The following is a 26,202-nucleotide window of genomic DNA, read 5'->3' on the forward strand; positions in this document are numbered from 1 at the left end:
TGCGTGTCTTGTTGCGGGATCAGTCCGCGCCGCACCAGTTGCCATGAAAGCCGAACGGCACCCGGTGCGAAAGCTGTACCGTGGCAACCGGCCCATCGGCAACCGCGCCGGCATCCAGCACGACCAGGTCGCTGCGCGCTTGCGCGCCCCGGTAGACGGTGGCCAGCAGCCAGCCATCGCCTTCGGCGCTGTCGGCTGCGCGCGGCACAAACACCGGCTCGGAGAAGGCATCGCCCTCGGGCAACTGGCAGGTGGCGCGCTTGCCGCTGCGCAGGTCCAGGTGGGCCAGGCTGTCGTAGCTGCCACGCTCGCTGCTCTCGTACTGGCGGAACGCGTAGTAGCCATGGTGATAAGGCAGCGTGGAGAAGCGCTCGTCGAAGCGCGGGAACTCGCCCGCCGTGTCATCCAGGTATTCGCGCGTGAACGTGTCTGACTTGCCGGCCATGTCGAAGGTCCAGCGGCACAGCCGAGCGCCGCTGCCGCTGCCGTCGGGATTGAAGATGGGGGAGGATTCATACTGCATCACGTCAGCGATGACCTTGTTGCCGGCGTCCCAGGCATTCATCACGTGAAACACGTAGCAGGCCTCGCCGCGGAACCAGCGCATCTGCACGGTGCCGCCATTGCGCGGCATGATGCCGATGTGCGAGCCCTTTTGCGGCTCCCACGCGTAGGCCGGCTCGCCGCGCATGGCGCGCTCCATGCTGCCGGCCAGCGGCAGGATGGGAAACAGCACATGCTTCTGCGTGACCATGAAATCGTGGACCATGCTGGGAAACGGCGCTTCGAAGTGTTCGAGGCGCTGCAGCTGCCCGTTGCGATCCACTACGCCGTAGCGCATGCCGGGGGTGAAGGGGCCATCGGCCGAGTACGCGAAGAACACCATCTCGCCGGTCACCGGGTCCACCTTGGGGTGCGCAGTCATCGCGCCGGTGAGCTTGCCGCCGTAGTCGACATCGCCGCGCGTGGCCAGGGTCTGGGCGTCCAGCTCCACCGGCAGGTCGGCTTCTTCCAGCGCCAGCAGGCGGCCGGCGTGGCTGAGGATATTAGTGTTGGCCACGCCGTCGTTCTGCCCGAGCACTGACGGATCGGTGGTGGCCGGGTTGCCCCAGCTGCCGAACAGCGCCTGCCCCGCGGCCTGCTCGCGCTGGAACTTGTTGGTGCGTACCCAGCGGTTGCGGTAGCGCACGCGGCCGTCTTCAATGTGGAAGGCGTGCACCATGCCGTCGCCGATGAACCAGTGGTAATGCGCATCGCGCGGGGCGTACTGCGGGTTTGGCCCGTTGCGGTAGAGCGTGCCGCGCAGCGCGCGCGGCAGCTCGCCAAGCACCGGCAGGTCGGGCGCATCGCACTCCATCAGGATGGGGGCGAAGTTGCCGCTGAGATAGGGCGTGGACGGGAACGGCTGGCTCATTGGGAGCTCCTTTTGCGCTGCTGCCGGATTGGCTTTGGCGTAGCTGGGGGGGCGGGTTCGTTAACAGGTTCGTTATCGGCTTCGTGACCTGCTTCGTGATCCGCATCGAACCTGGCCTCGGGCATGGGCGCGCGCATGCCCGCAGCCAGCAGCCGCAACATCTCGGCGTGGATGACGCGGAAATCGGGGTCGCCGGGCAGCTTGCCGGCCAGGCGCAGCATCACCAGCCCGTGGATCGAGGCCCAGATCACATAGCTCAGCACCTGCGGGTCGCCATGGATCAGGCCGCGCTGCGCCATGGTCTCCAGATGCGCGCTCATGGTGCGGCGCGCACGCGAGCCGGCGCGCTCCAGGTCGGGGTAGCGGTCGTCGTCCGGCTGGGTCATGTCGAACATCAGCCGGTAAGCATTGGGCTCGGCAAAGGCAAAGGCGAGATAGGCCTCGCCCACCGCGCGCGCGCGTTCGCGCGGCTCGGCAACGCTGGCGCCGGCGGCTTCGAGGGTGGCGGCGAAACGGTCGAACGCGGCGGTGCGCACCGTGGCCAGGATGTCGTCCTTGTCCTTGAAGTAACGGTAGGGCGTCATCGGGCTGCAGCCCAGTTCCTCGGCGAGCTGGCGCATGCTCACGCTGGCTACGCCGCCTTCTGCGAAGCGCCGCTCCGCTACCGCGCACAGGCGGGCCTTGAACGCGTCGATCTCTTCCTGGGTGAGGTTTCTTGCCATGTCTGGTGGGGTGAGGCGATCAGTGTGTGTGCTGATTGAAGCATGTCGCCTTCTGCTGCGATGCTGCTTCGGCAACGATAATTTACAGTGTAGATTTACGATGTAAATAGTCAAGGAAAGAATTGAAGGCAACTCTGCCCGCTAGTCGCCCGCGCGTCATTGTTCGCCGCATGGGACAATCCGCAACATTGACGCGCACGACTCACGAGGCGCGCCACGTGGCACGGGGATGGCGAATGAAGACGATCGAATGGAAGGACTGGGAGATTTTCTGCCGGGTGGTGGAGGGCGCCAGTTTCACCAAGGGGGCGGATCTGGCCGACGTGCCGAAGTCATCCGCCAGCGCGGCGGTGTCGCGGCTGGAAGTGCAGCTGGGCGTGCGCCTGTTCGAGCGCACCACGCGCCGCGTGCGGGTGACCGAGCGGGGCCAGCAACTCTACGACCGGGTCGCGCCCCTCTTTAACGAGCTGCGCGAAATCAGCGCCGAGGCGGTGTCGGTCAGTGAGCAAGTCAGTGGAACGCTGCGCATTTCCACACCCTACGAGGTCGGCTCCCTGCACATCTCGCCCATCCTCACGCAGTTGCTGCGGCTGCATCCCGAGCTGCGCGTGCAGGTCGACGTGAGCTGGGAGCAGCCCGACCTGGTCGAGCAAGGATACGACCTGGCCTTTGTGATGACGACTACCGGCCTGCACGACAGTTCTTTTGCCAGCAAGCGGGTGGTGCGCATCGAGCGTGCCTTTTTTGCCGCGCCATCGCTGATCCGCGCGCGAGGCTTGCCGCGCACGCCACAGGAGCTGGCCGGCTGGCCCATGCTGGGCGACGCCGAGGACCGGCGCTGGGAGTTCCAGCGCGATGGCGTGGAGGTGGCCAGCATGGCGGTGGAGCCGCGCATGCGCACGCAGAGCGCGGAGATCCGCCTGAAAGCCGCCACCGATGGCCTTGGCGTGGCCCGGCTCTCGCCACGCTACGCGCAGGATGAGCTGGATCAGGGGCGCCTTGTGCGGGTGCTGCCGGCGTATACGTCGTCGCCGCTGAAGGTGTTTGTGCTGATGCCCGCGCGCAAGCTGATGCCGGCCAGCGTCAGGGCATTTCTCGATGTGCTGGAGCGCACCTTGGGTGCCACGGATCGGCAGGGCGCGGTTGGCGTGGGGATCACTGGCTGAGGCCGCGGCGCGACCCGGGCCAGCTCGGCAGCCTCAATACGCCTGGTCGCCGGTCCTGATCTCCAGCCCCAGCGTTTCGGCCAGGGTGGTCATTTCTTCATCATCCTCGCCGCGGGCGATCCAGCCCGCATAGGCATCGCCATCGGTGTTCCAGTTCCAGAGCGTGATGCCCGCCAGCCGCAACTGCTCATGAGCCAGTTCCATCAGATCCGGCACGCTGGCTTTCTCCAGGAACTCCTCGTCCTGCGGATCCTCCACGCCCCAGTCCAGCTCGATATCGACCCTGGCGCACAGCTCGTCCATGCAGCTGATGAAGGACGTGGTGTCTTTCCAGTCCACATAGAAGCCCGCTTCCCAGTCGATCACGTCCTTCAGGATCCAGAGGAGCTCCTGGCCTTCGACCGCATCCGCGTCGTCCGAGTTGGCGAGGGCTTCGTCGAACAGCATCTGGTGCTTCTCCACCATGGCTGCGTCGTCGAAGTCGATCAGCTCAATCAGGCGCCAGAGCGCCTCGCGCGCCTCGTTACTCAGTTCGTCGCTCATTGCATCAGCCCTCCATCGGTGCGGCGCCGGCTTGGCGCATTGAAAATGGAAATGGTGTTGTCCACGGATGAGCCTGTGCTCAGCCGGCAATGCGCACGATCTCGCGTTGCCCGTGCGGCGTCACACGCAGCGCGCGCGATGTGGTCGTGGGCTCGATCCAGCTGTTGGCCATCATGCTATCGAGCAGCGCCGCGCCAAGCGCGCCGCCAAGGTGCGGCTTGCGCTCGCTCCAGTCGGGGCAGGTGCAGGCAAACTGCCGCCGCTTGCGGCGCGCCAGATCCAGATCCACGCCAAGCTGCATCATGCCCGCACTGCCGCTATCGGTGAGGTCCACTGACGTGCCGTCCACCACGATCCAGTTGGCATGCGACATGCGTTCGAACAGGGAAACCGCAAGCTCGCCCGCCAGGTGGTCATAGCAGGTGCGCGCCTGGCGCAAGGCTGCCGGCGCGGTACGCGACGCGGGCACCGCGCGCACGCGCGGCGGCTGGCTGGCCAGCGATGCACTGGCGAGCGCCTCGATGGCGACGCCGATCTCCGGCGTGGCGAGCCGGTAGTATCGATTGCGCCCGCGCGTCTGCACGGCGAGCAGGCCGCCTTCACTGAGCCGCGCCAGGTGGCCGCTGGTGGACGATGCCGACAAGCCGGCGATGGCCGCAAGCTCGCCGGCCGGGCGGGCGCTGCCGTCCATCAGCGCCCACAACATGGCGGCGCGTCCCGGGTCGGCAAGCAGGCCAGCCATCTGGCTGATGCTGGGAGCGTATTCCATAGTTCATTCCGCAGTGAAGCAACGAATGCAGTATAGACTGTCGGTGGGCGACGGGTGGACCTTGGACTTCAATGTGCTTGCAAGACATTAAAACCCTTCCAGCGACATTAAAGCGCTTGCAGAAACATCAAAGAACTTCCGGAATGTCTTTTGTACAGGTTCCATCGAAGACAAAGTGCTTTATTCGTGCCATTTTGTGACGGTCACGACGACTCCACGACCGCTCGCCTAGGGTCGCTATATAGGGTTAGCTCCGCCGAGCTCGCGCGCGCCCTTGATGTCTCACGCCACCCACTCGAAATTCAAAAGATGGCAGAAATGTTACGGCAACGACGAGGGCCGACCCGGCGGCGCACTCTGCCATAGAGTTCGATGGAGTTTCAATCAGAACTGCAAACAAGGAAGCCGTGAGAGCCAATCGCTGGACTATCTTTGCGATTGGGGACCTCCCCTCACTCCCGGCCGATGGGGTTCTTTCTCGCACCTACATCGTGCCTGCCTCACCTGCATTGCCAGCCTGCATACTAGAGCCCCCGGTTGAGACGAAGCCGGATAGAAGGTAGCGAATTGCAGAATTCTTGGATGCGGAGCAAAAGGAGACCAGGCTGGACGTAGAAGAGACACCGAGGGCCCCTGGGAGGAAGCGGTACCAGCGAAAGTACGTGATTCCAGAGAGGTAACCGGGAGAAAGCACATGAGCGCAAGCACAATCATTGAAGAGCCGGCGCCAGCAATCCATCTCGTGACCAAAGCGTATTCACATTTTTTGGTTGTCGGCTTTGCACTGCTCCCAGCTTACCTTATTGCCACTCACCGGAGCGGCGAACCGCCGCACGTTCATCGAGCGTGTCGACGCCGAAATTGCGCGTGCCAAGCGAGAGGGGGCACCGTTTTCTCTCCTCGCGCTCGACCTGGATAATTTCAAGCAGATAAACGACTACTATGGACATCAGGTCGGCGACAAAGTCCTGCAGGGGTTCGTGCAGCAATGCCTCGATGCAATCCAGCCGTATGACGGCGTAGCCCGTGTGGGCGGAGAGGAATTCATGGTGTTGCTACCTCAAGTTGCCCTGGGGTTCGCTTGTTCGATTGGCGAGCGCATTAGGTCAGCCATAGAATGCGCCGTGTTCGAAAGCGCGATCGGGCGCAAGGTCGGAGTCACGCTCACTGTCAGCATCGGTGTTTCTCAGTTCGGGCGCGACGGTAGCACAATCGACGCGATTCTGCGCGCCGCTGACGAGCGTCTCTATCGCGCGAAGGCTGGAGGCCGCAACCGCGTAGTCGCAATGTAACGCGGCTTTCGGTCAGCCTCAAGCTGTACCAAGATTTGACGGGAATGGAGCCCGTTGTGTTTGAGCGTGTCAGTCCGAGGGGGCGAAGGCGGTAGTGGACAGTGCGACGCTAGCCAAGAAGGGCGAGAACCAGACCGCAACACGAAATTAGCGGCGGCAGAACGGAAGCGGATTTGAAGGCCGTCGTGCTGAACCAGAGCACAAAGGCGGAAATCAACTCGATTCACAAGAAGTGCAACAAGTTCATCTCGGGCACAAGTTCGTCCTTCAAGAAATAAAAAGACTACCTCTTATGCCTGCCTGGCTAATACCGCGCGGGCTTTTTTTCGGTGTGGTGAGCAGTGTCAGCTTTCGTTTTCGTGTTGGCTGCGTTCCTCACGGCTGCGATGGCCTTGGTCGCTATGCTCTTCCTGTTCGCGCCACCTCCGTTCACTCCAGTATTCCTCCCGTTGTTCGCTTTCACCCCTATAGGGTGAGTATCGCGAGCTTGGAACAACAACATAGACAGGCCGGGGCGCAACATAGACTGGGGTGGGTTCCGCATGTGCAACACCAGGAACGTCAACGCCAATGTCGACATTCGCTGCGGCAAAGGCCGACGAGACGACGACGAACAGCGTGCCGACAATGGCCCTACCGATTGCACGGCGCTTCATTCCCGATTTCTCCTGGCTTTTCGCGGTCGCCATTCTATGGATGCAACCTCGTCCCTTGGATGACGATTGCTAACTCGCTCTTTCGAGGCGAGCATTTGGGCGTGGCTCAATCCTCCTCCCCATCATGCCAGCGACGCCACTCCCGATGGTGAATGCGCCACTCACGCTCGCGCCAACGCCTTTCTCGCCACTGCCGCTCTTGCCACGCACGAGCGCGCCAATCGCCGTAATAGCCGGGTGCAACAATAATCGGCTGCGGTTCGACATAAACGGGGGCCGGCTCATAGTAGACGGGAGGCGGCGGGTAATAAACGGGAGGCGGTGGAACCACGTACGCTGGCCCGGGAAGGCCAATCCCAATGCCCACATCCACACGCGCCTCAGCGACGCCGGAGGTAAGGGCGGCACCTGCAGCCAGTAAGCAGATGGCCAAGGCCTTTTGCATGATAATGCTCCTTACGTTTCTACCGGCACTCTATACCGCCAAACGGGGCCGTCAATCTGGCCGTCTCCGCGCTAGCGCAATTCGCACCGCATGCAGAGTGCGGACGTTTGAATAGCACGTCGAAATGCTCTTGAGGCCGTGACTTCCGGTGGCGCTTCTTCGGCAGGGATTAGGGAGAATCCCCAACGCGCGAAATAGGCTGGGGCCGCAGTGGAGAGGAGATAGGCGTCTCGTACTTCATTGCCGCGTGCACGTATCAAGAGCGCCTCAACCAATCGGCTGGCGATGCCTCTTTCGCGATATGCGGGTTCAACTGCTACGGAGCGGAAGAGGATGGCCTGTCCATGGGGCTCTGTCGCTGCGCAGCCAACGACGCGGCCATCACACAGGGCGACGTGGAAGTTCTCGATAATTTCGACAACATCTGCGGCAGGTAGCCTGCAGCGCTCAAGCAATGCAACGATTTGCTGCAAGTCCGAGTGAGAGGCCGAGCGTAGGTGAACGTCGGTCAACATGATGAAGTGACTCCAATCTGCGTTTCCTTAGGCTAGGAGAAGCCTGCGGCACGCTCGCGTATTACTAAAGGCATATGTTTGTTTTCTTTGTCACCTAACAGCGCTAACGGCGCTAACAGCGCGATGGTCATGCGCCACCGTCGACAGTCATGGTGCTAAACCTAGCATCGAACATGCAATCGACTTGTAAGCGATTGTGAGGCTACTCGCGGTGCGGTTGTTTCCACGCAAGCTCCGGCTACCAGCTGATGACAATCGTGTTCTCGCCGAACTCGCCCCACCGTTCGCCGGGGTATGCAACCAACGCAGGAACGGGGGGACTATGACGCCCAACGATGGGGCGCAGACAGGTGCCGGAGCGTAGCGGCTACCTCTCAGCACTGGCTTCCGGTCAACGTGATTCTCGAACAGGCTGTAGTGCCCATTGGGCTGTGGAGGCGCTTCCGTCCACGCTCGCGACTTCGGCTTACCTGTTTCAGAACTTACGGATTGTCACGAGTTTTGAGTCAACTCGGGTCGGGACAGTACCGTTTCTACCGGTAAGCACGGCGCATTGCCGAGCCGCTCAAAAATCCTCAGGAGTTCACGTCATGAAGAAGCTGTTCGCTGCTCTCGCCTCTGCAGCCCTCGTCGGTACCGTTTTCGCTCAGGCTGGTGTGCCAGCTTCCGCGACTCAGCCGCAAGCAGGGGCGATGAAAGACCAGGTAAAGGTCGTCAAGGAAAAGAGCGCCACGCAGGCAAATGCCGACAAGGACAAGAAGGGTGTCAGCGCGCAGGGCGATGTAGCAAAGGCCCAGGCCAGCGCCGGCAAGGAGAAGGCTGATGTAAAAGCTGACGCCAATAAGTCCGCCGCCAAGGGCACCCACCACAAGGCGAGCAAGATGGGGGCCGCCAATACCGAGGGTGGTAAGGCGAAGGTTGAAGTAAAGAATGATGTCGACAAGGCGAAGGCCAAGGTAGATATTCCGAAGCCGGAGGCGCAGGCCGACGCAGCGAAGGCTGCAACCAGCGCCAACGTAGACAAGACGAAGAAGCAGTAAGCTGCTCCCATCGAGCGGACGGGGGTACGTCGCCAAGGCAAAGGCCAGCGCGACGAAGCTCGAGTGCAGGAGCTTTTTGGAGAGCGCCAGTTTGCTGGAAGGCCCAGCCTGGCCTCTCCGCGCTTGTTCAAGATGAGGGAAGCGTCATGAAAGCCTTTCTCGCATTACTAATTGTCGCATCCACACTGCTCGGTGGTTGCGTCGTGGTGCCATACGATGGCGGGTACTATGGTGGATACGGGTATTGGGGCCACGGGCACCACGGATACCATGGACACGACTAACGCGGAATTTGACGCTTTCGTTGCAACCGAAACTCTAGCCATTCATCCTCGGCATTCGATAGAACGGCATCGGCCTGCGCGTGTCGCCAGTTATGGGAGCATAGGTCGCAATAGCTCCGTTGTGCCCTTGACTTAGGAACTCAGCAGAAATTCCGGCTTCATGTAGCCAGACTGTCCAGCATGGGTGATAGGTCGACGAGGTGCTGCGCAATGAGATGTCGAACCTCTCCGTCACACTGCCATTTGCCATTTGCCATTTGCCATTTGCCATTTGCCATTTGCCATATGCGCCGACGAGCGTGGCGGTCAGTACTTCACGGCGTTGCCTCTCAAGGACCGATGGCCAAGCGATGACATCAATGGGTTCGGTCTCATCTTCCAGGGTCAGAAAGACGACGCCTTTGGCCGTGCCAGGGTTTTGAATCGGAATGGCCATCGCACAGCCGCGTGCGTGGAAAGAAAGGTGATCTCCGGTATTCCTCGCTAAACGGCGGCCTCAGGCCTTAGCCTGTCTTCATGCAAGGACGCAAGAGAGATGGCGCGGCTAACGCAGGTTCATCGCGCCTTCAGCTTCATCTTGCCCGCCAGCCGCATACCGTCACGAAAGCTCATGCCAAGCAGGGTCAGCTGCAAGGCACCCATTGCCAGTTCGATGGCCTGGACGACGTAGAACAACGTGTCGAACTCGCCGGCCTGCGCCTTGGCGCTCAGGAAGAGCGCGCAGGGCAACAGGATCAGCAGGCCGTTCGCGGCGATCAGGGGCATGCGTTTCTTCTTGGCGTGCACGATGCGGCCCCGCCTGTGCCGGGAGAGGGCAAAGCCGGACGCGCCGGTGGCGGCCATGGCCGTAATCAGCAGCACCAGCCCGTACACCACACATTGCTTGACCAGCGCCACGGCAGCGTGGTCGAAGAACGCCTCGGAGATGACCGTCGACATCCAGAAGGTGGCTACGGTCAGCATTGCCACGCTGCCGGCGATGCCATGCACGATCGGTTTCATGGATCTCCTCCTTCTGCTTTCAAATGTTGACAACTAGTTTCCATAAATGGAAACTAGTTGTCAATATAGGGTTCGGCAGAAGAATGCAAGGAGGCGCGACGCCACCAGCATGCCAGGCGCCTGCTGCTGTCGCCCCCCTATGATCGTGCTTTCCCAGGCGCGTGTGCGCTATGCGCCGGCGTCCACTTCGGCGTCGACCTCGGCATGCATCGCAGCAAGCCCCTCGACCACCCTGGCGGCGGCCTCCAGATCGGCCGCGCTGAACGCGGTGGCAAGCTTGGCCGCGTGCTCCCGCCACTGCTGGTCCACCGTGCGGTAGGTGCGTTGGCCGCGCTCGGTGAGCACGTATAGTGGCGAGCGCTTGTGCAGGGGGTTGGGACGCGCTTCGATGAAGCCCTCATCGGCAAGCAGATTGAGCTGCTTCAGGGCGCCTTGCCGGGTCACGCCCATCTTGGCCGCGATCTGCGGCGCGGTCAGTGATTTGCCGGCAAGCGCAAGCGCGCCGAGCATTTGCCAGCGCGCGCTAGTCAATCCCAGTGGGGCCACGAAGCTGTCGCCCCAGGCCAGGAGCCTGCCGTTGAGCTGAAACACCGACAGGACGATGCTGGTCAATTGTTCGCTCTTCTGAATTCGCATGAAGGTCCTCGTAATTGACAACCAGTTTACGATGATGGGGTGAATTGTCAAACGCCCGTACCGCTTGGCGCGGGCGCATGGCGGGCATGGTGGACGTGACATCCCCCGCCTTTGCTGCCCCTGTCCGCATTCCACATTTCACATCGTCATGAAACGTCGCGCGGCGCGCGACGGCATACTGCTTGTGTGCTCTCGATCCGCCTCCCCATGCCCTTGCCGACCGCCATGCCGATGCCGTCCGACCCGCTTTGCGCCGTGACGCACCCCGATCCGGCGCCGTATTACCGCACCCTTGCCGCGCAGCGGCCGTTCTATCGCGATGAAACGCTCGGGCTATGGGTTGCCGCCGGCGCCGCCGAGGTGCAGGCCGTGCTGACCCATCCCGCTTGCCGCGTGCGGCCGCCCGCGCAAGCCGTGCCGCCGGCGCTCGCGGGCAGCCCGGCCGGCGCACTGTTCGGCGGGCTGATCCGCATGAACGATGGGGACTGGCATGCGCCACTCAAGGGCGTGCTGCGCAAACGCATGGCGTGCCTGGCGTTTGCCGGCATGGGCGCGCGGGTATTGGCGCTGGCGCGGGATCTGCCGTTCGACGCCGTCCGGCCCGGTGCCGCCGTGAACCACTGGATGTTCACCTTGCCGGTGCTGACGGTGGCTGATGCACTTGGACTGCCGTTGGCCGGCAAGCCCGGCGTAGCGGGCCAGGTGGCAGCCTTCGCGCGGGCCATGTCGCCGCTGGCGACAGCGCAGGAGATTGCCGCGGGGAGCGAGGCCGCCACATGGCTCCAGGCCTGGATGCGCACGAGCCTGTCATCCGCGCCGCCGCTGGACGCACTGGTGCAGGAAGCGCTTGCCGCCGGCGTGGCGCGGGAGATCATCGCAACCAATGCGATCGGCCTGCTGATCCAGGCATGCGAGGCCACCGCCGGCCTGGTCGGCAACATGCTGCTGCGCCTGGGCCGGGATACGTCCCATGGGCGAGAGCTGCCCGCGTTGGACTGCGTGGCCGCACGCGTGCTGCGGGAGGATCCGCCGGTGCAGAACACCCGGCGCTTCCTGGCCGCCGATGTCCGCCTGTGCGGTGCGCAACTGATGGCGGGCGATACGGTGCTGGTCGTGCTGGCGGCCGCCTCGCTCGAACAGAGTGAGGCGACGACGCCTGCGCCCTGGACCTTCGGGCGCGGCCACCACGCCTGCCCCGGCGACGCGCTGGCGTCCACGGTGGCGCAGGCCGTGGTGGCCGCGCTGCTGGCGCGCGGTGCGGATCCGGCGCCGCTGGCGCGCGCATTCCGCTATCGGCCCTCGGTCAACGCGCGCATTCCGCATTTTCTGTGAAGCAAGTCAAATCAATAGGACCCCACCATGATCGCAGTCATCTTCGAAGTCGAACCGGCCGAGGGCCGCAAGGACACGTACATGCAGATCGCCGCGCAACTGCGGCCCACGCTGGAGGCCATCGACGGCTTTATCTCGGTGGAGCGCTTCCAGAGCCTGACCAATCCGGGCAAGCTGCTGTCGCTGTCTTTCTTCCGCGACGAGGCCGCGGTCATGGCGTGGCGCAATACCGAGGAGCACCGGCTGGCGCAGTCGGCCGGGCGGGGCGGCGTGTTCGCGGGCTATCGGCTGCGCGTGGCGCATGTGCTGCGCGACTACGGCCTGAAAGAACGCGACGAGGCGCCGGCGGACAGCCGCGCCGTGCACGCACCCATTGCGGCGCCCGCGTCGCCGGCCCGGTGAGGGCGGCATGGAGTCGACTTTCCTGAATGGGCAGGCCACGCTGATCGGCTTTACCTTCTTGCTTGCCGGCCTGGTCAAGGGCGTGGTGGGGCTTGGGCTGCCTACCGTGGCGGTAGGGCTGTTGGGCCTGGCGATGCCGCCTGCGCAGGCCGCCGCGCTGCTGGTCGCGCCTTCCATGGTAACCAACGTCGTTCAGCTCTACACCGGGCCGCGGCTTGGAGAGCTGGCGCGGCGGATGTGGCCCTTGCTGGCCGCGATCTGCGTGGGCACGTGGCTGGCCGCCGCGCTGCTGCCGCCCAGCCTGATGGTGCATGCCACCGCATGGCTGGGCGCGGCGCTGGTGCTGTACGCGGTGCTGGGGCTGGTGGCTTTCCACCCCAAGGTGCCGCCGGCCGCCGAGGGCTGGCTGGCGCCGCTGATCGGTGTGGTCACCGGTGCGATCACGGCGGTCACGGGCGTGTTCGTGATTCCGGCGGTGCCGTATATCCAGGGGCTGGGCCTGGAACGCGAGACGCTGGTGCAGGCGCTTGGCTTGTCGTTCACGGTGTCCACCATCGCGCTCGCGGTGAGCCTGGCGATGCATGGCGCGCTGTTGCACACGCCGGTGCTGGGGGCGTCGCTGCTGGCGCTGGTGCCGGCGCTGGCCGGCATGTTCATCGGCCAGTGGCTGCGCCATCGCATCAGCGCGGCGCGTTTTCGCAAGCTGTTTTTTTGCGGGCTGCTGCTGCTCGGGGCCGAGCTGGCGCTGCGCGGGTTGTTCTGATCGGGATGGAGGCGAAGGCGCATTCTCTCGGGGTTGCGCGCGACGCGCCGGTGCCGCTGCCGGATGCGTGCCGCGTCGTGCTGTAGGAATGCGCCCACGTGGCGCGGTTTGCACGCAATCGGGCTGACAGCACGTCCTTGCGCGCGGCATACTGGCTGCTGCGCCGCGGCGAAACACCGCGCATCCAAGCCGGATGCGCACCGCAGGCCGCGCATTCCCGCAACCCCGCGCTGGAGATGCCGCCAATGGCATATCGCCGATGACACGACGCAATCGCAGCGGCACCAAGCTCTGGAATACCCTGAGCAAGATCGCCACCCGCAATGTCCGGCGTGCGCAGCGCACGGTCACGAAGTCCGCGATCCGTTCAGCGGTCAGGCAGGGCGAGGCGATGAGCAAGGCGGCGCAGCGCGTGCTGACCGGCGTTGCCTCGCCGGTGCCAACGCCGGTCAGCCGTGGCGGCGGACGCTGGGAGGAAGGCAGCTGGGGGCTGGGGCCGCTCGTGCAGCGCCGTTACCGGCTGTTTATCCCACCGGGCGTGAGCGCGTCGCGTCCCGCGCCCTTGCTGGTGTTGCTGCACGGCTGTGGCCAGGACACGGCCAGCTTTGCCGCTTGCACCCGCGCGGCTACGCTGGCGCGCAGCGCGGGCTGCGTGGTGCTGATGCCGGAGCAATCGTCGCAGGCCAACGCCCAGCGCTGCTGGAACTGGTTCCGCTCCGCGGCGCGCGTGGTGGCAGAGGCCAGCCTGTTGATGTCAATCGTCGAGCATGTCTGCCAGCAGCAGCCGGTTCGGCGCGAACGCGTCTTCGCGCTCGGCTTGTCGGCGGGCGGGGCCATGGCGGTGATACTGGGGCTGCGCTACCCGGACCGTTTTGTCGCGGTCGGCTCGCATTCCGGGGCGGTGCCGCTCAGCGCGTCCAACGCCGCGCAGGCGGCGCGCGTGATGCACGGCAAGGGCCAGCCGGATGTGGACGCGGCGCGGTTTCAACTAGCGGGGCGCCGCCCGCCGCCGTTGTTGCTGCTGCACGGCGATGCCGATCATGTGGTGCACTTCGATAACGCGCTGGCCAGCGCTGCCCTCTGGCAGCAACTGTTGCCGCAGCCGCCCGTGCTGGCCAAGCCGCGCCGGGTCCAGCGTGGGCAGCGCCGTGCCTACAGCATCTTTCCCTGGTCGAGCGAGGGCGAGCCCTACATCCGGCTGGTGCGCATCGAAGGGCTGGGGCACGCGTGGAGCGGCGGCCCGTCCAGCCAGGCCTTTGCCGATCCGTCCGGCCCGGATGCACTGCGGATCGCGTGGCAGTTCTTCATGCAGTGCCTGGCGGCGCGCCAGCGTGCCGCGCCAAGGCGGGTGCGCAAGGTGGCCGCCTGACGCCTGTGCCTGGCTAGGGCAATTGCGGCGCTTCTATCACCACGTCGCTCTCGGGGTACGCCACGCACGGCAGGATGAACCCCTCGTCGCGCTCGTCGTAGCTCACGCCCGGCCACTCGATGCGGTAGCCGATCCGCCCGGCGGCCAGCCGGCACAGGCAGGTGCGGCAGGTGCCGTTGCGGCAGGAACTGGGGAATTTCAGGCCGGCCTGCAACGCGGCTTCGAGCAGCGTCTGCGTGGGCAGGGCGGGAAAGGTGCTGCCCTGCGGCTCCAGGCGGGCGACAAACGCTGCCGGGACCACCGGGGCTGCGGTGATGTCGCGGCTCATGACTGCGCTTGCCCCTCGTCCGCTTCGGGAAAGCGCGCACGGCCATGGGTGGCGTCGCGCAGCGCGGCCCGGGCCGGTGCCAGCAGGCTGGCCGGCAGCCGAATGGTCAGCCGGGCGGCAGCACTGTGTTCGGCATGCGCCAGCTCGTGGCTCTCCTGCTCGATCCAGCGGCGCACGCGGGCTTCGTCGGCGTAGTCCACCTCCACAACCAGCTCCGCATAGGCGATGCGCTCGATGCGCTGCGCATCCTTGAGCGCCACCGCAATCGCGTCCGTATAGGCGCGTACCAGCCCGCCCGCCCCCAGCTTGACGCCGCCGTAATAACGCACCACGGCCGCCAGCACGCCTTCCAGCTCATGGTGGCGCAGCACTTCCAGCATGGGCCGGCCGGCGGTGCCGGATGGCTCGCCGTCGTCAGACATGCCCGACTGGCCCCCCGCGAGCAGCGCCCAGCAGACATGGGTGGCGGTAGCGTGGTCGGCGCGCAGGCGCGCCACTTCGGCCATGGCTGCGGCGCGGTCGGGCACGGGCAGTGCAAAACCGATGAAGCGGCTCTTGCGGATTTCCAGGTCTGACTGGACGGGAGAAGCGAGGGTGTAGGTCGGCACGGGTTGGGCCGCGTCACGGCGCGCGATGCGCGGCGCCGGCGGGCTGAAAGCTAAAGGAATCGGGGCACCGGATTGGGGCCTGCGCCAGTGTACCGCAGCCGGCCCGGCCGCCCGGATTGTGCGAGAGGCCTCCTGGATGTCTGCAAGTTCAGTCAGTTTAAACAAGCTGTAACAAATCATTCATAGGATACGCATCGGCCTGAACGCCGCGCGGTTGTCCCCACGAGCGCGCTGCATGGCAGCGCGCATGGCGCGCCGCCTAATCCTTCACATAACGAAACGGGAAAGAAGAATGCTCGACAAACCGGACGCATCCCGCCGCAAGGCGCTTAAATTCCTGGCTGGCGCCCCCATGCTGCCGCTGGGCCTTGGCGCTACCGCCTTTCTGGTCGGTTGCGGTGGCGATGGCGACGCAGTAGCCGCAACGGCTCCGGCGCCGACGCCCGTCACGCCTGCCGGCGCTACGTTTACGACCGCCGAATTCACCGGCATGGCCGCGCCCGCGCTGACGAACGCGGCCGCGATGGCTACCACCACGGTGGGTTCCAGCCTGAAGGTATCGTTCAGCGACGGCAGCAGCCAAACCTACAAGCTGGCCTACCAGCCCTTCTTCATCACCGGCGACATGGTCCCGGATGGCAAGGGCGGCAGCATCCTCGCCGGCGGCTACTTCGACATCAACAACCAGCCGATCATCGACAAATCGGTGGCCGGCAAGGAACGCCAGTTCTACTCCGATTCGCCCGACGGCACCTCGCTGCTCAAGATCGACGGCGCCAAGGTGGCCGGCGTGAAGGGCAACACGGTCTTCGCCGTGGTCCAGTTCGAGTACACCACGCGTGACCAGGCCGGCGCGAGCGCCTACGGCCGCCTGCCGTCCCCGATCGGCGTGCTGACGCTGGACCAGGACCCCGCCACCGGCAAGCTGACGCTGGTCAAGTACCACAACGTCGATACTTCGTCGGTCAATGGCCTGTGGATTACCTGCGGCGCCAGCCTGTCGCCGTGGAACACCCACCTGTCGAGCGAGGAGTACGAGCCGGACGCCTTCACGGCCAGCACCAACGCGCAGTTCCTGGCGTTCAGCAAGAACCTGCTCGGCACCGCAAGCGTCGTGGCCAACCCGTACTTCTATGGCCACATGCCTGAAGTCACGGTCAATGCCGACGGCACCGCCAGCATCAAGAAGCACTTCTGCATGGGCCGCATCTCGCACGAGCTGGTGCATGTGATGCCGGACAACCGCACGGTGCTGATGGGCGACGACGCCACCAACAGCGGCCTGTTCATGTTCGTGGCCGACAAGGAGAAGGACCTGTCCGCCGGCACGCTGTACGTGGCCAAGGTGGGCGCGGGCTTCTCCATCGACCCGGCCGCCCCCGGTGCCGACCTGACGTGGGTCAACCTGGGACACGCCACCAGCGCCGAAGTCGAGGCCATGGCCAAGTCCAACCTGCCCACCGACATCATGGACGTGCGCACGGTCGACCCCTCGGACCCCACTTTCACCAAGATCTTCGTTGGCGGCACCGCCAACTGGATCAAGGTCAACCCGGGCAAGGAGAAGGCCGCGGCCTTCCTGGAAACCCATCGCTACGCCTACCTCAAGGGCGGCAGCATGGGCTTCACCAAGATGGAAGGCACCACCGTCAATATCAAGGACAAGGTGGCCTACTCCGCGCTGCAGAACATGATCGACTCGATGGTCGTCAACAACGCCAAGGGCTGGAACGCACAGAGCAACATCACGATCCCCGCGCCGCTCAACGCCGGCGGCGTGATGCAGCACAATCTTGCCGGCGGCCAGAAGGATCTGGGCGGCGCCGCCATCAATAGCGAATGGGTGCCGGTGCATACCAAGGCGCTGATCGTGGGCAAGGACATCAGCGCGGACGCACTCGGCAACACCGCCGATCCGGACCAGATCGCCAACCCGGACAACCTCAAATTCTCGGAAAAGCTGCGCACCCTGTTCATCGGCGAGGACAGCGGCCAGCACGTCAACAACTTCCTGTGGGCCTACAACGTAGACACCAAGAGGCTGTCGCGCGTGCTCTCGACCCCGGCTGGCGCGGAATCCACCGGCCTGCATGCGGTGGACGAGCTCAACGGCTGGACCTACATCATGAACAACTTCCAGCACGCGGGCGACTGGAGCGGCCTGCACGCCAAGGTCCAGGCTACGCTGGATCCGCTGGTGCGCGCCAACTACAAGGACCGCTTTGGCGCCGCCGTCGGGTACCTGACGGCCGATACCACGAGCGTCAAGACCACTAAGGCGTAAGCGCGGGACAGCTGTTACCCCGGCGCTTTGTTGGGCCCCCGATGACTTTGTCATCGGGGGCCCTTTTTTTTCATTCGCGCGGGAGCTGGCTAGCGCGGATGGGGATACTCCAGTTGCAGGGCGACGAATTGCGCGGTGGCGTGGCCGTAGCGGTCCTGGATTCCGGCCAAGGCAGCATCCAGCGCCGCCGCCGGCAAACCAGCGTATGGCGGCAAGTCATGGCGGCTGGTTGTTGGCTTGTCGTCCGCGCGCGTGGTGATGGTGTCAGCCTCAAGCCAGAGTCCGTGGCGCGAGCGCAGCGTTGCCGCCGTGCCAAGTGTCAGCGCCGCGGAGCGATAGGTCCGTGACCAGGCATCTGCCTGCAGCGCCAGCGCGATCTCGTCAAAGCCCGCTGCCACGGCGATACCGATGGCCTCGTGCCGCCACCAGGCGAGGCGGTTCGAGAGTGCGATGCCGATGCTCGCGGCGCCTAGCTTGAAGGGGGCCGAATCGTGACGTGGGCTCCACTCCGTCACGCCGAGGCGCGCTGCGGTTGCCGCCGCCACTTGTTGGCCGGCAATCGCTTCGACCAACGCTAGCGACAGCGGCAGCGAGGCAGTCACGCCGCTCGAGGTGACAACGTTGCCATCGGCCAGATAGCGCCTGTTGCCCACCCAGTGGGTGGCTGGAAATTTTGCGGCGACACGGCTCATCGCATACCAATGTGTCGTGGCCGAGCGGCCATCGAGCAGTCCGGCGCTCGCGACCACGCGCGCGCCTTCGCAGACCGCCACGATGATCGCTCCCCGTCCTGCCTGCGCGCGCAGCCACGCTAGCGTGGCCGGCGTGTCCTCATGATGCATCGCCGGCACGATCACGATATCGGCGCCTTCAGGAAAGGCGGCGTCGAAGGCCGCCACTGTCAGGTCGGCCCGCACGCGCAGGGCCGGCATCAAGGTGACGGTGCCGGGGCCGGTCGATACTGCATGCACGTCAGCCACGCCTGCCTCTCGCAGCACGCCAACCGGAATCACGAAATCGGTGACTTCGGTGCCGGCGTTGTCGGCCAGTATGGCTACCAGCGGTCGCGCGTGGCCGGCCTTCGGCGCGGGCAGCGTGAGCGTCGCCGGCACACCGGTAGACGCCGCGGATGCGGCGTGGCGTGCTTCTTCGGGTTCAGTCGAAGCGGGGTTTTGCGCGGCGGGCTTGAGGCAGCCGCACAGCGAGCAAGTGCACAGCGCGAGCGCGGCAAGGCGGGTCATGATGGCGTACTGCATGGTGTCCTCGGTTGGTGCGTTTCGTACCAGATGCACATGGATCGAATTTACCCTCCGCCGGGACTGGCAAAAAGGACAGAATTGCCGCATTCTTTGCCATGGCTTATCTACAGCAAACAACACGAAAGGTGGTAGTGCTCGGCTTCGAGGGCGTGCAGTCGCTCGACGTCGTGGGGCCGATGGAGGTCTTCGCGGTGGCGAACTTGCATAGCCCCGCGGGCCGCCGCAAGCCCTATGAGGTCAGGCTCGCCACGCAAGCCGGTGGCGAGCTTGGGACACATGCCGGCCTGCGCCTGGCCGGCGCGGTTGCGCTTGCCGACTTGCCGGAGCGCATCGACACGCTGGTGGTCGGTGGCGGCAGCGAGGAGAGCCTGCGCCGCGCCGCCTCAGACCCGGACCTGCTAGCCTGGTTGCAGGCGCGCGCCCGGCGTACGCGTCGAATCGCCAGCGTTTGCACGGGGGCGTTTGTTCTAGCCGCGGCCGGCTTGCTCGACGGGCGCCGTGCCACCACGCACTGGAACGCTTGTGGCTTGCTGAAGACATTGCGCCCCGCGATTCAGGTGGAGCCGGACGCGATCTTCGTCGCCGATCCCCCCTTCTATACATCGGCCGGCGTTTCCACCGGCATTGACCTGTGCCTCTCGCTGGTCGAGGCCGATTGCGGTCCCGAGGTGGCGCTGGCGGTCGCGCGCGAGCTGGTGCTGTTCCTGCGGCGCCCCGGCGGGCAGTCGCAGTTCAGTACCGGCCTGCGCCTGCAGTGCAGTGCCACGCCCAGGTTGCGCGCATTGCTGGCCGCCATTATCGACGACCCAAGGGGCGACCTGAGAGGGCCGGTGCTGGCCGCCCGCGCAGGCATGAGCGAGCGCACCTTCGCGCGTGCATTCGCCAGGGAGACCGGCGAGCCGCCTGCCCGCTTCGTCGAGTGCGCGCGCGTGGAGCGTGCCAAAGCCCTGCTGGAGGGCTCGGATTGGCGGCTGGAGCGTATCGCCGAGCGCGCGGGCTTTGGTAGTGTGGACGCTTTGCATCGTGCCTTTCTCAAGCGCATCGGCGTCACCCCAGGCGAATACCGGGAACGTTTCGGGCCACCGGCGCGGATTGGCTGAGGCAACATGGGCGCGGGACCGGTCATGCCTGCTACGCTTGCGGTATTGAGCGGTCGCCGGGCCAACGCGCCACCGCGGCCCAGACCCATGCCCAGACCCACAGCCCAACAGGAGCAAAAAGATGCCGAACCAAGACGGCCAACACGACGCGCGCCGCATGGCGCCGGCCACCGACCGCAACCGCGACGCCATCCTGGCCGTGCTGCGGCGGGTCTTGCCGCAGAGCGGCCTGGTGCTGGAAATCGCCAGTGGCACCGGTCAGCACGCCGCATATTTCTCCGCCGCGCTGGCGGGGCTGACCTGGCAGCCGAGCGACCCCGACGCTGCGGCGCGCGAGTCGATCGCGGGCTGGGCCGAGCATGCCGGGCTGGCCAATGTGCTCGCGCCGCTGGTGCTGGACGTGCGCCAGCAGCCCTGGGGCATCGAGGCGGCGCAGGCGGTGGTCTGCATCAACATGATCCACATCGCGCCATGGTCTGCGGCCGAGGCGCTGTTCGCCGGGGCCGGGCGTTTGCTGCCAGCCGGCGGCGTGCTCTACCTGTATGGCCCGTATCGGCGCAACGGCGAACATACCGCGCCGAGCAATGCCGCCTTTGATGCGCAGTTGCGCAGCGCGAACGCCGATTGGGGCGTGCGCAATATGGAAGATGTGGCGGCGCTGGGCGAGGCCGAGGGCTTTCGCATGGACGAGCCAATCCCGATGCCGGCCAATAATTTCAGCCTGGTATTCCGAAAATAGGAACTTCATCGCCGAACGCAAGCGGATTGGGCCGCGTGCAATGCGTGGCCGAAATTCGACAAAGCGCGATTGAGGGCTGGCGCGGAGTGGGGATAAGTCTTCGCCGCATTGTCTTTGCGCATGCAGCGTTAAGCGTTGGCTTAAGACGCGGCGAACGTCCTGGCGGGCAATGCGTGGAATGTGGAAATGCGGAAAATGTGGGAAATGACAGGCGAAGCCGGGCGGCGCTAATCGGGAAATGCCGATCGGCCAGGGCGTCTTGAATAACCGGGGATATTGTCTGGATCTGTCTGGCTGGCCCTGCAGAGCGCCAGCCAGTTCGCACAAAAGTGGTGCGCGGCGGGGACCGGAGCACGGCGCGGATTACCGCGCGCATGTCCGGGCCGCCTGCCGCGCTGGCCCTTGCGCGATTTACTTCGCGGCGACAGGCGCTTCTGCCTCGACCTTGACGGCCACGGCCTTCTTCGGTGCTGCCGGCTTGCGGGCTGCCTTCACGACGGCCTTCTTCGGTGCTGCTGCCTTCGGAGCAGCTGCCTTCGGGGCTGCGGCCTTCGGTGCTGCTGCCTTGGGAGCTGCTGCCTTCTTGGCGGCGGCCGGCTTTGCGGCCTTCTTTGCCACGGCAGCCTTCACCACCGGCTTCTTCGCAGCCGGCTTGGCCTTGGCCTTTTGTGCAGCCAGCTTTTCCTTGGCGGCTTGCTTCTCAGCCAGCACGGCCTTCTTGGCGGCTTCAGCTGCGACCTTGATTTCGCGCTTAGCAGTTTCGATCGCCTTCTTTGCATCAGCGCGCAGCTTCAGCAGGCCCTTCTTTGCAGCGGCCAGTTCGCGAGCCAGCACGCTGGCCTTCTTCGCGGGAACTGCTGCCTTCTTGGCGGCTGCCGGCTTGGTCTTTGCTGCTGCGCTGGTTGCGACTTTCTTTGCTACGGCCATTTGTATTTACCCGTTAGTTGTGGAGCGCGGAGTATAACCGGTCGAGCGACATTGCTCGCGCGGTGTGAATTAACTGCGCAAATTTCTGGTATGAATGCGTGCGCGGATACAACATGTTTTGCACGGCGACGGCATCGGCATTGGATACGAATAGGGGGTACGTATTGCGTTTAACGCGTATTGACCTGGACTTTGATGCCGTCGGCCAGCACGGTAATGGCGCCCGGCTCGACGTCTTTGCCGGCAACGTGCAATTCTTCCGGCTTGAACGTGTAGAGCGGGTAATCGCGCAGCAGTTGCTGCGCCACGACGGCGCCGATGGCGTTCAGTTGCTCGCCATATTGCGCCGGCATGCCGGCAACCTGGACGCGTTCGACGGAAGGATTGTCGAGCAGCACGGCGCGTTTGGCCGGGTCGTACCTGAGCCCGCTGCTCAGCGAAAGCGTGCCGTTGATCGGTGGCGCGGGCAGCAAGGTGTTGCTGACCTGTGCATCCATCTGCGTGGTCACGCGGTTGTTGGCTTCGTCGAGCAGCAGGCGCGGATGCGTCAGCTGGACGTCGAGCACCTGGGCGTAGCGCAGCCTTGCCGGGAAACGTTTGTCGACGGCGTCCTGCAATTCCTGGCGGGAGAATGTGTAGTCGCCGGTCCAGACGTTATAGCCGGCCCAGGCGCTGGCGGCGACCAGCATGGCAAGCGCGCCGGCGGCGGCTTTGCGTGTTGTCAGGGATTTGCGGGGCCGGGTGCGGCGTTGCGTCGTCGGCATGCTGCGGTGCCTCCAGGTTGGCGTCTTGCGCGTTATCCCTTCTGACCGCGCCTGCGCCGGCTTTGTTCAATTGTCCAGTCTGGCCGCCGGCCATGCGCACTATCAATAGTGCGGCGGGAGTTCGTGCTGGGGGCCGTTTTCGCCGCCGCCCGTGCCGCTGGAGCGCATTTGCTGGTAAAGCGCCTGGAGCTGTTCCTGCAGCAGGTCGATCTGCCGCTGCTGGCGTGCCACGGCGAGATTGAGCGTGTCGAGCAGGTCGTCCTGGAAGGCGACCTTGATTTCTAGTTCGGTCAGGCGGGATTCCATTTTGTGTTCTCCATTGGGCCGCGCATTGTAAGGCAGGTGCGGCGCGGCCTTTACTGCATAGTCAGCCTGGCCAGCCGGCCTAGCGTGGCGAGCGCGGCGTCGGTCCGGTCGTCGAAGTCGTGGCCGCAGTTGATGCGCAAGCAATGCCGGAAGCCGCCATGCGCGGAAAAAATCGGGCCGGGCGCGATGCTGATGCCATGCGAGAGCGCATAGCGGTGCAGTGCAAGGCTGTCGGTGCCGGCCGGCATCTCGATCCACAGGAAGTAACCGCCGGCCGGCCGCGTGGCCCGCGTGCCCGGCGGGAAGTGCCGCGCGATGGCCTGCGCGAAGGCGTCCTGCCGCTGCATCAGCGCCTGGCGCAACTGCCGCAGGTGCCGGTCGTAGCCGCCCTTCTCCAGGTAGTGAAGGATAGCGGCTTGCGTTGGCGCCGCCACTGTCAGCGTGCTGGTGAGCTTGGCGCGCGCCACTTCGCGCGCGAAGCGTCCGGGCGCGGCCCAGCCGATCCGGTAGCCCGGCGCCAGGCATTTGGAGAAGGACCCGCAGTGCATCACCAGCCCCTGCGTGTCGAACGCCTTGGCCGGGGTGGGGCGCTTGTTGCCGAAGTACAGCTCGCCGTAGACGTCGTCCTCGATCAGCGGCACTTCGAAGCGCGCCAGCAACCGCACCAGTTCGCGCTTCTTGTCGTCGGGCATCAGGCTGCCCAGCGGGTTCTGGAAATTGGTCATCAGCCAGCACGCGCTCGGGCGGTGGCGTTCCAGCGCGCGGGCGAGGGCGTCGAGCTCGATGCCTTCGCGCGGATGCGTGGGCACCTCGATGGCGCGCAGCCCGTGGCGCTCCAGCGCCTGCAGCGCGCCGTAGAAGGTGGGCGACTCGATGATGACCGCGTCACCCGGGCGCGTGACGGCCGCCAGGCACAGGTTCAGCGCCTCCAGCGCGCCGTTGGTGATGACGATCTCGTCGGTGTGCACGGTAAGCCCGTCGATCAGGTAGCGCAGGGCAATCTGGCGGCGCAGGCCGGCGTTGCCCGGCGTCATGTCGTCCACCGAACTCCAAGGGTCCAGTTGCTGGACGACTGCCGCCATGGACTTGGCGAGGCGCGGTAGCGGAAACAGCAGCGGACTGGGAAACGCGGAGCCGAGTGGCACCAGCTCCCGCTGCTTGGCCGACGCCAGCACGTCGAAGACCAGTTCGCTGACATTCAGCGTGGTGGATTCGTCCGCCGGTTGCGACGCGGCCTCGGGCTCGGGCGGCAGCACGCGGCTGGTGCTGGCCACGAAGTAGCCCGAGCGCTGGCGCGCGATGATCAGCCCGCGCGCTTCCAGCAGGTAGTAAGCCTGGAACACCGTGGAGGGGCTGAGCCCGCGGCTGGCGCTGGCCTGGCGCACGGAGGGCAGGCGGTCGCCGGGCCGCAGCGTGCCGGCCTGGATCGAGTGCGCGATATCGTCGGCCAGCGTTTCGTAGAGCGTGCCGGGCGTGGCTTCCCCGTCTTTTAGCTGGGGGGTGTCTGGCTTGCTGGGCGGCATTGGCGATCCACTGTTTGGCGTATGTCCGATTTCCGGCAACTGTATCGTATCGGCGCGATGCACGACACAGCGCATGGGGATATTCCAATGTGGCAGATTTGCTGCGGCAACATGTCACGCCGGAATCCCTCTGATCCGGTTGTATCGATCCAATCTGATCCTGTTCGGGCCGGCCTTGTCTCCTTAGCATTCAGTGCTGTCCTTAAGAGGCTGTTTCAAAATGAAGCGAAGCGGTTCTGGCTAGGCGCGCGGCCGCAGGCAGTACAAGCGGTACGGCAAGGCCGCGCAACGACGCCAGAATCGTTTTGAAATGGCCTCTAAGCCGCGGCCGCCACGGCGCCGTCATGGGAAGTGCAAGGAAATCCATGGATCCCACGAGTCTGTTGTTAGCTACCTTCCTGCTGTCGGTTGGTGGCCTGTTTGCTTTCATCTGGTCGTTGCGCAAGGGTTTGTTCGATCTCGAAGCCGCCGGTGCGCGCACCATCTTTGCGCCCGGCGAGGTCGGCCAGCCCGAGGAGCCGTCGAGCGATGCGGCGCAGCGCCAGGCGCTCTGGGTGGGCGCCGCGTCCAGCCGGGAGGCGCCTGCCGCGACCGCCGCCGCGCGCGCCGATCTCGAGGCGGAGCTGGCGGCGCGGCATGAGGCCGATCGCTCCAGCGCCCTGCCGGCCCTGCTGATGCTGAGTTGTGCCGTGGCCTGGCTGGTGGTGGCGTCCGCCGCCGGCCTGCTTAGTTCGCTCAAGCTGCATATGCCCGACCTGCTGACCGGGCAGGCGTGGCTTTCCTTCGGCCGCTTGCGCACGCTGCACCTGAACGCGGTGGCGTACGGCTGGGCGCCGATGGGGCTGCTCGGGCTGACGCTGTGGATGCTGCCTCGCCTGCTGCGCACGCCGCTGCTGGGCGGGCGCTTTGCCATGATCGGCGCGCTGGTCTGGAATGCGGGGCTGGTGGCGGGGCTCGGCAGCATTGCCGTGGGCATCAACGCCGGCCTGGAGTGGCTGGAGATCCCCTGGCAGGTGGGCCTGCTGTTCGCGCTCGGCGGGATGATGATCGGCCTGCCGCTGGCATTCATGCTGCAAAAGCGCCGCGTACATCATCTGTACGTGTCGGTCTGGTACATCGGCGCGGCCCTGTTCTGGTTCCCGGTGCTGTACGTCGTGGCCAAGATCCCGGGCGTGCATTTCGGCGTGGAACAGGCCACCATGAACTGGTGGTTCGGGCACAACGTGCTGGGCCTGTTCTATACGCCGCTGTCGCTCGCCTCGGTCTATTACTTCCTGCCCAAGGTGATCGGGCGGCCGGTGCGCTCGTATAACCTGTCGCTGCTGGGCTTCTGGACGCTGGCGTTCTTCTACGGCCAGGTCGGCGCGCACCACCTGATCGGCGGCCCGATTCCGCCGTGGCTGATCACGCTGTCGATCGTGCAGAGCGTGATGATGATCATCCCGGTGACCGCGTTCTCGGTGAACCAGCACCTGACGCTCAAGGGCAATTTTGGCGCGCTGCGCCACTCGGCCACGCTGCGCTTCATCGTGTTCGGCGCCATCATGTACACGCTGGCGTCGGTGCAGGGCTCGTTCGAGGCGCTGCGCTCGCTCAACGCGGTGACGCACTTCACGCATTTCACGGTGGCGCACGCGCACCTGGGCATGTACGGCTTCGTGTCGATGGTGATCTTCGGCGGCATCTACTTCGCGCTGCCGCGCATCGTCGACGCGCCGTGGCCCCGGCCCGCGCTGATCTCGCTGCATTTCTGGCTGGTGGTGGCGGGCTTCTCCACCTACCTCATCACGCTGAGCATCGGCGGCGTGCTGCAGGGCCTGGCGCTGCTGGACCCGGCACGTCCCTTCATGGAATCGGTGACGGTCACGCTGCCTTGGCTGCAGGGGCGCTCGCTGGGCGGCGCGCTGATGACGCTCGGCCATCTGGTCTTTGCCTTTCACTTTGCCTTGATGGTCTTGCGTCCTTCGGCGCTGGCGCAGACCGATCGCATGGTTTCCCAAGCGGCTGCCTGAAC

At 65.2% G+C, this 26,202-nt stretch carries 27 protein-coding genes and 1 pseudogene; 11 read left to right on the top strand and 17 right to left on the bottom strand.

The features are described 5' to 3' along the window. Positions 1-19: 19 nt before the first annotated feature. Positions 20-1,414 (bottom strand): carotenoid oxygenase family protein, encoded by a 1,395-nt coding sequence (locus AC07XB_RS12860; RefSeq protein WP_492827962.1) that lies wholly within the window; start codon positions 1,412-1,414, stop codon positions 20-22. Continuing rightward, positions 1,411-2,136, bottom strand: a complete 726-nt coding sequence (locus AC07XB_RS12865) for a TetR/AcrR family transcriptional regulator (protein ID WP_492827960.1) — start codon at positions 2,134-2,136, stop codon at positions 1,411-1,413. Before AC07XB_RS12865 ends, AC07XB_RS12860 begins: the two co-directional genes overlap by 4 nt. Before the next feature lie 236 nt (positions 2,137-2,372). Here AC07XB_RS12865 and AC07XB_RS12870 point away from each other — a divergent pair, with 236 nt between their 5' ends. Further along, positions 2,373-3,302 (top strand): LysR family transcriptional regulator, encoded by a 930-nt coding sequence (locus AC07XB_RS12870; RefSeq protein WP_492827958.1) that lies wholly within the window; start codon positions 2,373-2,375, stop codon positions 3,300-3,302. Between the two features lie 33 nt (positions 3,303-3,335). Here the strand turns inward: AC07XB_RS12870 and AC07XB_RS12875 are convergent, their stop codons facing one another. Together AC07XB_RS12875 and AC07XB_RS12880 are read right to left on the bottom strand one after the other, a co-directional pair. Continuing rightward, a complete protein-coding gene (locus AC07XB_RS12875; RefSeq protein ID WP_492827956.1) occupies positions 3,336-3,845 on the bottom strand; it encodes a DUF6630 family protein in 510 nt (169 codons plus the stop codon). Positions 3,846-3,924: 79 nt separating this feature from the next. After that, a complete protein-coding gene (locus AC07XB_RS12880) occupies positions 3,925-4,614 on the bottom strand; it encodes an ArsR/SmtB family transcription factor (RefSeq protein WP_492827954.1) in 690 nt (229 codons plus the stop codon). Between the two features lie 806 nt (positions 4,615-5,420). On the opposite strand from AC07XB_RS12880, the pseudogene AC07XB_RS12885 reads away from it, so the two are divergent. Then, positions 5,421-5,906 (top strand): annotated as a pseudogene (locus AC07XB_RS12885) (GGDEF domain-containing protein); the annotation flags it as partial. A 344-nt stretch (positions 5,907-6,250) separates the two neighbouring features. On the opposite strand, the gene AC07XB_RS12890 reads toward AC07XB_RS12885, so the two are convergent. From AC07XB_RS12890 to AC07XB_RS12900, 3 genes are all read right to left on the bottom strand, one after another. Then, positions 6,251-6,562, bottom strand: a complete 312-nt coding sequence (locus AC07XB_RS12890) for a PXPV repeat protein (RefSeq protein ID WP_492374473.1) — start codon at positions 6,560-6,562, stop codon at positions 6,251-6,253. A 106-nt stretch (positions 6,563-6,668) separates the two neighbouring features. Then, the gene (locus AC07XB_RS12895) at positions 6,669-7,007 is read right to left on the bottom strand and encodes a hypothetical protein (protein WP_492374474.1); all 339 of its coding nucleotides are present in this window, start codon (positions 7,005-7,007) and stop codon (positions 6,669-6,671) included. A gap of 71 nt (positions 7,008-7,078) precedes the next feature. Beyond that, on the bottom strand, positions 7,079-7,522 hold the full coding sequence (locus tag AC07XB_RS12900) for a GNAT family N-acetyltransferase (protein ID WP_492374475.1): 444 nt from the start codon (positions 7,520-7,522) through the stop codon (positions 7,079-7,081). Between the two features lie 590 nt (positions 7,523-8,112). On the opposite strand from AC07XB_RS12900, the gene AC07XB_RS12905 reads away from it, so the two are divergent. Continuing rightward, the gene (locus AC07XB_RS12905; RefSeq protein WP_492827951.1) at positions 8,113-8,562 is read left to right on the top strand and encodes a hypothetical protein; all 450 of its coding nucleotides are present in this window, start codon (positions 8,113-8,115) and stop codon (positions 8,560-8,562) included. A 318-nt stretch (positions 8,563-8,880) separates the two neighbouring features. Here AC07XB_RS12905 and AC07XB_RS12910 read toward each other — a convergent pair whose 3' ends face one another. The 3 genes from AC07XB_RS12910 to AC07XB_RS12920 all read right to left on the bottom strand — a co-directional run bounded on the left by AC07XB_RS12910 (position 8,881) and on the right by AC07XB_RS12920 (position 10,484). Further along, complete coding sequence (locus tag AC07XB_RS12910) at positions 8,881-9,282, bottom strand: OB-fold nucleic acid binding domain-containing protein (RefSeq protein ID WP_492827949.1); 402 nt, start codon at positions 9,280-9,282, stop codon at positions 8,881-8,883. A 119-nt stretch (positions 9,283-9,401) separates the two neighbouring features. Beyond that, entirely contained in the window at positions 9,402-9,848 is a 447-nt protein-coding gene (locus tag AC07XB_RS12915) for a hypothetical protein (RefSeq protein WP_492827947.1), read from the bottom strand. A gap of 168 nt (positions 9,849-10,016) precedes the next feature. Next, positions 10,017-10,484 carry a MarR family winged helix-turn-helix transcriptional regulator gene (locus AC07XB_RS12920; protein ID WP_492374478.1) on the bottom strand — a complete coding sequence of 156 codons (468 nt, stop codon included), beginning with the start codon at positions 10,482-10,484 and terminating at the stop codon, positions 10,017-10,019. Between the two features lie 207 nt (positions 10,485-10,691). Here AC07XB_RS12920 and AC07XB_RS12925 point away from each other — a divergent pair, with 207 nt between their 5' ends. From AC07XB_RS12925 to AC07XB_RS12940, 4 genes are all read left to right on the top strand, one after another. Beyond that, entirely contained in the window at positions 10,692-11,816 is a 1,125-nt protein-coding gene (locus AC07XB_RS12925; protein ID WP_492827945.1) for a cytochrome P450, read from the top strand. Positions 11,817-11,843: 27 nt separating this feature from the next. Continuing rightward, a complete protein-coding gene (locus tag AC07XB_RS12930; protein WP_492374480.1) occupies positions 11,844-12,218 on the top strand; it encodes an antibiotic biosynthesis monooxygenase family protein in 375 nt (124 codons plus the stop codon). Positions 12,219-12,225: 7 nt separating this feature from the next. Continuing rightward, positions 12,226-12,981, top strand: a complete 756-nt coding sequence (locus tag AC07XB_RS12935; RefSeq protein WP_492374481.1) for a sulfite exporter TauE/SafE family protein — start codon at positions 12,226-12,228, stop codon at positions 12,979-12,981. A 259-nt stretch (positions 12,982-13,240) separates the two neighbouring features. Further along, positions 13,241-14,350 carry an extracellular catalytic domain type 1 short-chain-length polyhydroxyalkanoate depolymerase gene (locus AC07XB_RS12940; RefSeq protein WP_492374482.1) on the top strand — a complete coding sequence of 370 codons (1,110 nt, stop codon included), beginning with the start codon at positions 13,241-13,243 and terminating at the stop codon, positions 14,348-14,350. A gap of 13 nt (positions 14,351-14,363) precedes the next feature. On the opposite strand, the gene AC07XB_RS12945 is transcribed toward AC07XB_RS12940, so the two are convergent. Together AC07XB_RS12945 and AC07XB_RS12950 are read right to left on the bottom strand one after the other, a co-directional pair. Then, positions 14,364-14,678 carry a 2Fe-2S iron-sulfur cluster-binding protein gene (locus tag AC07XB_RS12945; RefSeq protein ID WP_492374483.1) on the bottom strand — a complete coding sequence of 105 codons (315 nt, stop codon included), beginning with the start codon at positions 14,676-14,678 and terminating at the stop codon, positions 14,364-14,366. Beyond that, on the bottom strand, positions 14,675-15,286 hold the full coding sequence (locus tag AC07XB_RS12950; protein ID WP_492374484.1) for an IMPACT family protein: 612 nt from the start codon (positions 15,284-15,286) through the stop codon (positions 14,675-14,677). The genes AC07XB_RS12945 and AC07XB_RS12950 overlap by 4 nt, the downstream gene beginning before the upstream one ends. 292 nt (positions 15,287-15,578) lie before the next feature. Between AC07XB_RS12950 and AC07XB_RS12955 the strand changes: the two genes are divergently transcribed. After that, the gene (locus AC07XB_RS12955) at positions 15,579-17,570 is read left to right on the top strand and encodes a PhoX family protein (protein WP_492374485.1); all 1,992 of its coding nucleotides are present in this window, start codon (positions 15,579-15,581) and stop codon (positions 17,568-17,570) included. An 89-nt stretch (positions 17,571-17,659) separates the two neighbouring features. On the opposite strand, the gene AC07XB_RS12960 is transcribed toward AC07XB_RS12955, so the two are convergent. Continuing rightward, complete coding sequence (locus AC07XB_RS12960; protein ID WP_492827943.1) at positions 17,660-18,826, bottom strand: DJ-1/PfpI family protein; 1,167 nt, start codon at positions 18,824-18,826, stop codon at positions 17,660-17,662. Positions 18,827-18,924: 98 nt separating this feature from the next. On the opposite strand from AC07XB_RS12960, the gene AC07XB_RS12965 reads away from it, so the two are divergent. After that, the gene (locus tag AC07XB_RS12965; protein ID WP_492374487.1) at positions 18,925-19,929 is read left to right on the top strand and encodes a GlxA family transcriptional regulator; all 1,005 of its coding nucleotides are present in this window, start codon (positions 18,925-18,927) and stop codon (positions 19,927-19,929) included. A gap of 121 nt (positions 19,930-20,050) precedes the next feature. Next, a complete protein-coding gene (locus AC07XB_RS12970; protein WP_309407482.1) occupies positions 20,051-20,668 on the top strand; it encodes a DUF938 domain-containing protein in 618 nt (205 codons plus the stop codon). Between the two features lie 411 nt (positions 20,669-21,079). Here AC07XB_RS12970 and AC07XB_RS12975 read toward each other — a convergent pair whose 3' ends face one another. The 4 genes from AC07XB_RS12975 to AC07XB_RS12990 all read right to left on the bottom strand — a co-directional run bounded on the left by AC07XB_RS12975 (position 21,080) and on the right by AC07XB_RS12990 (position 24,188). Beyond that, positions 21,080-21,595 carry a fumarate hydratase gene (locus AC07XB_RS12975; RefSeq protein ID WP_150985169.1) on the bottom strand — a complete coding sequence of 172 codons (516 nt, stop codon included), beginning with the start codon at positions 21,593-21,595 and terminating at the stop codon, positions 21,080-21,082. Positions 21,596-21,765: 170 nt separating this feature from the next. After that, entirely contained in the window at positions 21,766-22,284 is a 519-nt protein-coding gene (locus AC07XB_RS12980; protein ID WP_254615466.1) for a DUF1439 domain-containing protein, read from the bottom strand. Positions 22,285-22,461: 177 nt separating this feature from the next. Beyond that, positions 22,462-22,665, bottom strand: a complete 204-nt coding sequence (locus tag AC07XB_RS12985) for a SlyX family protein (protein ID WP_043357297.1) — start codon at positions 22,663-22,665, stop codon at positions 22,462-22,464. Positions 22,666-22,715: 50 nt separating this feature from the next. Beyond that, positions 22,716-24,188 (bottom strand): aminotransferase-like domain-containing protein, encoded by a 1,473-nt coding sequence (locus AC07XB_RS12990; RefSeq protein WP_193692215.1) that lies wholly within the window; start codon positions 24,186-24,188, stop codon positions 22,716-22,718. Between the two features lie 365 nt (positions 24,189-24,553). Here AC07XB_RS12990 and AC07XB_RS12995 point away from each other — a divergent pair, with 365 nt between their 5' ends. Next, on the top strand, positions 24,554-26,200 hold the full coding sequence (locus AC07XB_RS12995) for a cbb3-type cytochrome c oxidase subunit I (RefSeq protein WP_492811018.1): 1,647 nt from the start codon (positions 24,554-24,556) through the stop codon (positions 26,198-26,200). Positions 26,201-26,202 lie beyond the last annotated feature (2 nt).

It is taken from the genome of Cupriavidus sp. GW821-FHT02F09 (assembly GCF_059421605.1).

Coding starts and splice junctions, on each gene's coding strand:
- AC07XB_RS12860 (WP_492827962.1), bottom strand. CDS start 1,414: ATGAGCCAGCCGTTCCCGTCCACGCCCTATCTCAGCGGCAACTTCGCC.
- AC07XB_RS12865 (WP_492827960.1), bottom strand. CDS start 2,136: ATGGCAAGAAACCTCACCCAGGAAGAGATCGACGCGTTCAAGGCCCGC.
- AC07XB_RS12870 (WP_492827958.1), top strand. CDS start 2,373: ATGAAGACGATCGAATGGAAGGACTGGGAGATTTTCTGCCGGGTGGTG.
- AC07XB_RS12875 (WP_492827956.1), bottom strand. CDS start 3,845: ATGAGCGACGAACTGAGTAACGAGGCGCGCGAGGCGCTCTGGCGCCTG.
- AC07XB_RS12880 (WP_492827954.1), bottom strand. CDS start 4,614: ATGGAATACGCTCCCAGCATCAGCCAGATGGCTGGCCTGCTTGCCGAC.
- AC07XB_RS12890 (WP_492374473.1), bottom strand. CDS start 6,562: ATGAAGCGCCGTGCAATCGGTAGGGCCATTGTCGGCACGCTGTTCGTC.
- AC07XB_RS12895 (WP_492374474.1), bottom strand. CDS start 7,007: ATGCAAAAGGCCTTGGCCATCTGCTTACTGGCTGCAGGTGCCGCCCTT.
- AC07XB_RS12900 (WP_492374475.1), bottom strand. CDS start 7,522: ATGTTGACCGACGTTCACCTACGCTCGGCCTCTCACTCGGACTTGCAG.
- AC07XB_RS12905 (WP_492827951.1), top strand. CDS start 8,113: ATGAAGAAGCTGTTCGCTGCTCTCGCCTCTGCAGCCCTCGTCGGTACC.
- AC07XB_RS12910 (WP_492827949.1), bottom strand. CDS start 9,282: ATGGCCATTCCGATTCAAAACCCTGGCACGGCCAAAGGCGTCGTCTTT.
- AC07XB_RS12915 (WP_492827947.1), bottom strand. CDS start 9,848: ATGAAACCGATCGTGCATGGCATCGCCGGCAGCGTGGCAATGCTGACC.
- AC07XB_RS12920 (WP_492374478.1), bottom strand. CDS start 10,484: ATGCGAATTCAGAAGAGCGAACAATTGACCAGCATCGTCCTGTCGGTG.
- AC07XB_RS12925 (WP_492827945.1), top strand. CDS start 10,692: ATGCCCTTGCCGACCGCCATGCCGATGCCGTCCGACCCGCTTTGCGCC.
- AC07XB_RS12930 (WP_492374480.1), top strand. CDS start 11,844: ATGATCGCAGTCATCTTCGAAGTCGAACCGGCCGAGGGCCGCAAGGAC.
- AC07XB_RS12935 (WP_492374481.1), top strand. CDS start 12,226: ATGGAGTCGACTTTCCTGAATGGGCAGGCCACGCTGATCGGCTTTACC.
- AC07XB_RS12940 (WP_492374482.1), top strand. CDS start 13,241: ATGACACGACGCAATCGCAGCGGCACCAAGCTCTGGAATACCCTGAGC.
- AC07XB_RS12945 (WP_492374483.1), bottom strand. CDS start 14,678: ATGAGCCGCGACATCACCGCAGCCCCGGTGGTCCCGGCAGCGTTTGTC.
- AC07XB_RS12955 (WP_492374485.1), top strand. CDS start 15,579: ATGCTCGACAAACCGGACGCATCCCGCCGCAAGGCGCTTAAATTCCTG.
- AC07XB_RS12960 (WP_492827943.1), bottom strand. CDS start 18,826: ATGCAGTACGCCATCATGACCCGCCTTGCCGCGCTCGCGCTGTGCACT.
- AC07XB_RS12965 (WP_492374487.1), top strand. CDS start 18,925: ATGGCTTATCTACAGCAAACAACACGAAAGGTGGTAGTGCTCGGCTTC.
- AC07XB_RS12970 (WP_309407482.1), top strand. CDS start 20,051: ATGCCGAACCAAGACGGCCAACACGACGCGCGCCGCATGGCGCCGGCC.
- AC07XB_RS12975 (WP_150985169.1), bottom strand. CDS start 21,595: ATGGCCGTAGCAAAGAAAGTCGCAACCAGCGCAGCAGCAAAGACCAAG.
- AC07XB_RS12980 (WP_254615466.1), bottom strand. CDS start 22,284: ATGCTGGTCGCCGCCAGCGCCTGGGCCGGCTATAACGTCTGGACCGGC.
- AC07XB_RS12985 (WP_043357297.1), bottom strand. CDS start 22,665: ATGGAATCCCGCCTGACCGAACTAGAAATCAAGGTCGCCTTCCAGGAC.
- AC07XB_RS12990 (WP_193692215.1), bottom strand. CDS start 24,188: ATGCCGCCCAGCAAGCCAGACACCCCCCAGCTAAAAGACGGGGAAGCC.
- AC07XB_RS12995 (WP_492811018.1), top strand. CDS start 24,554: ATGGATCCCACGAGTCTGTTGTTAGCTACCTTCCTGCTGTCGGTTGGT.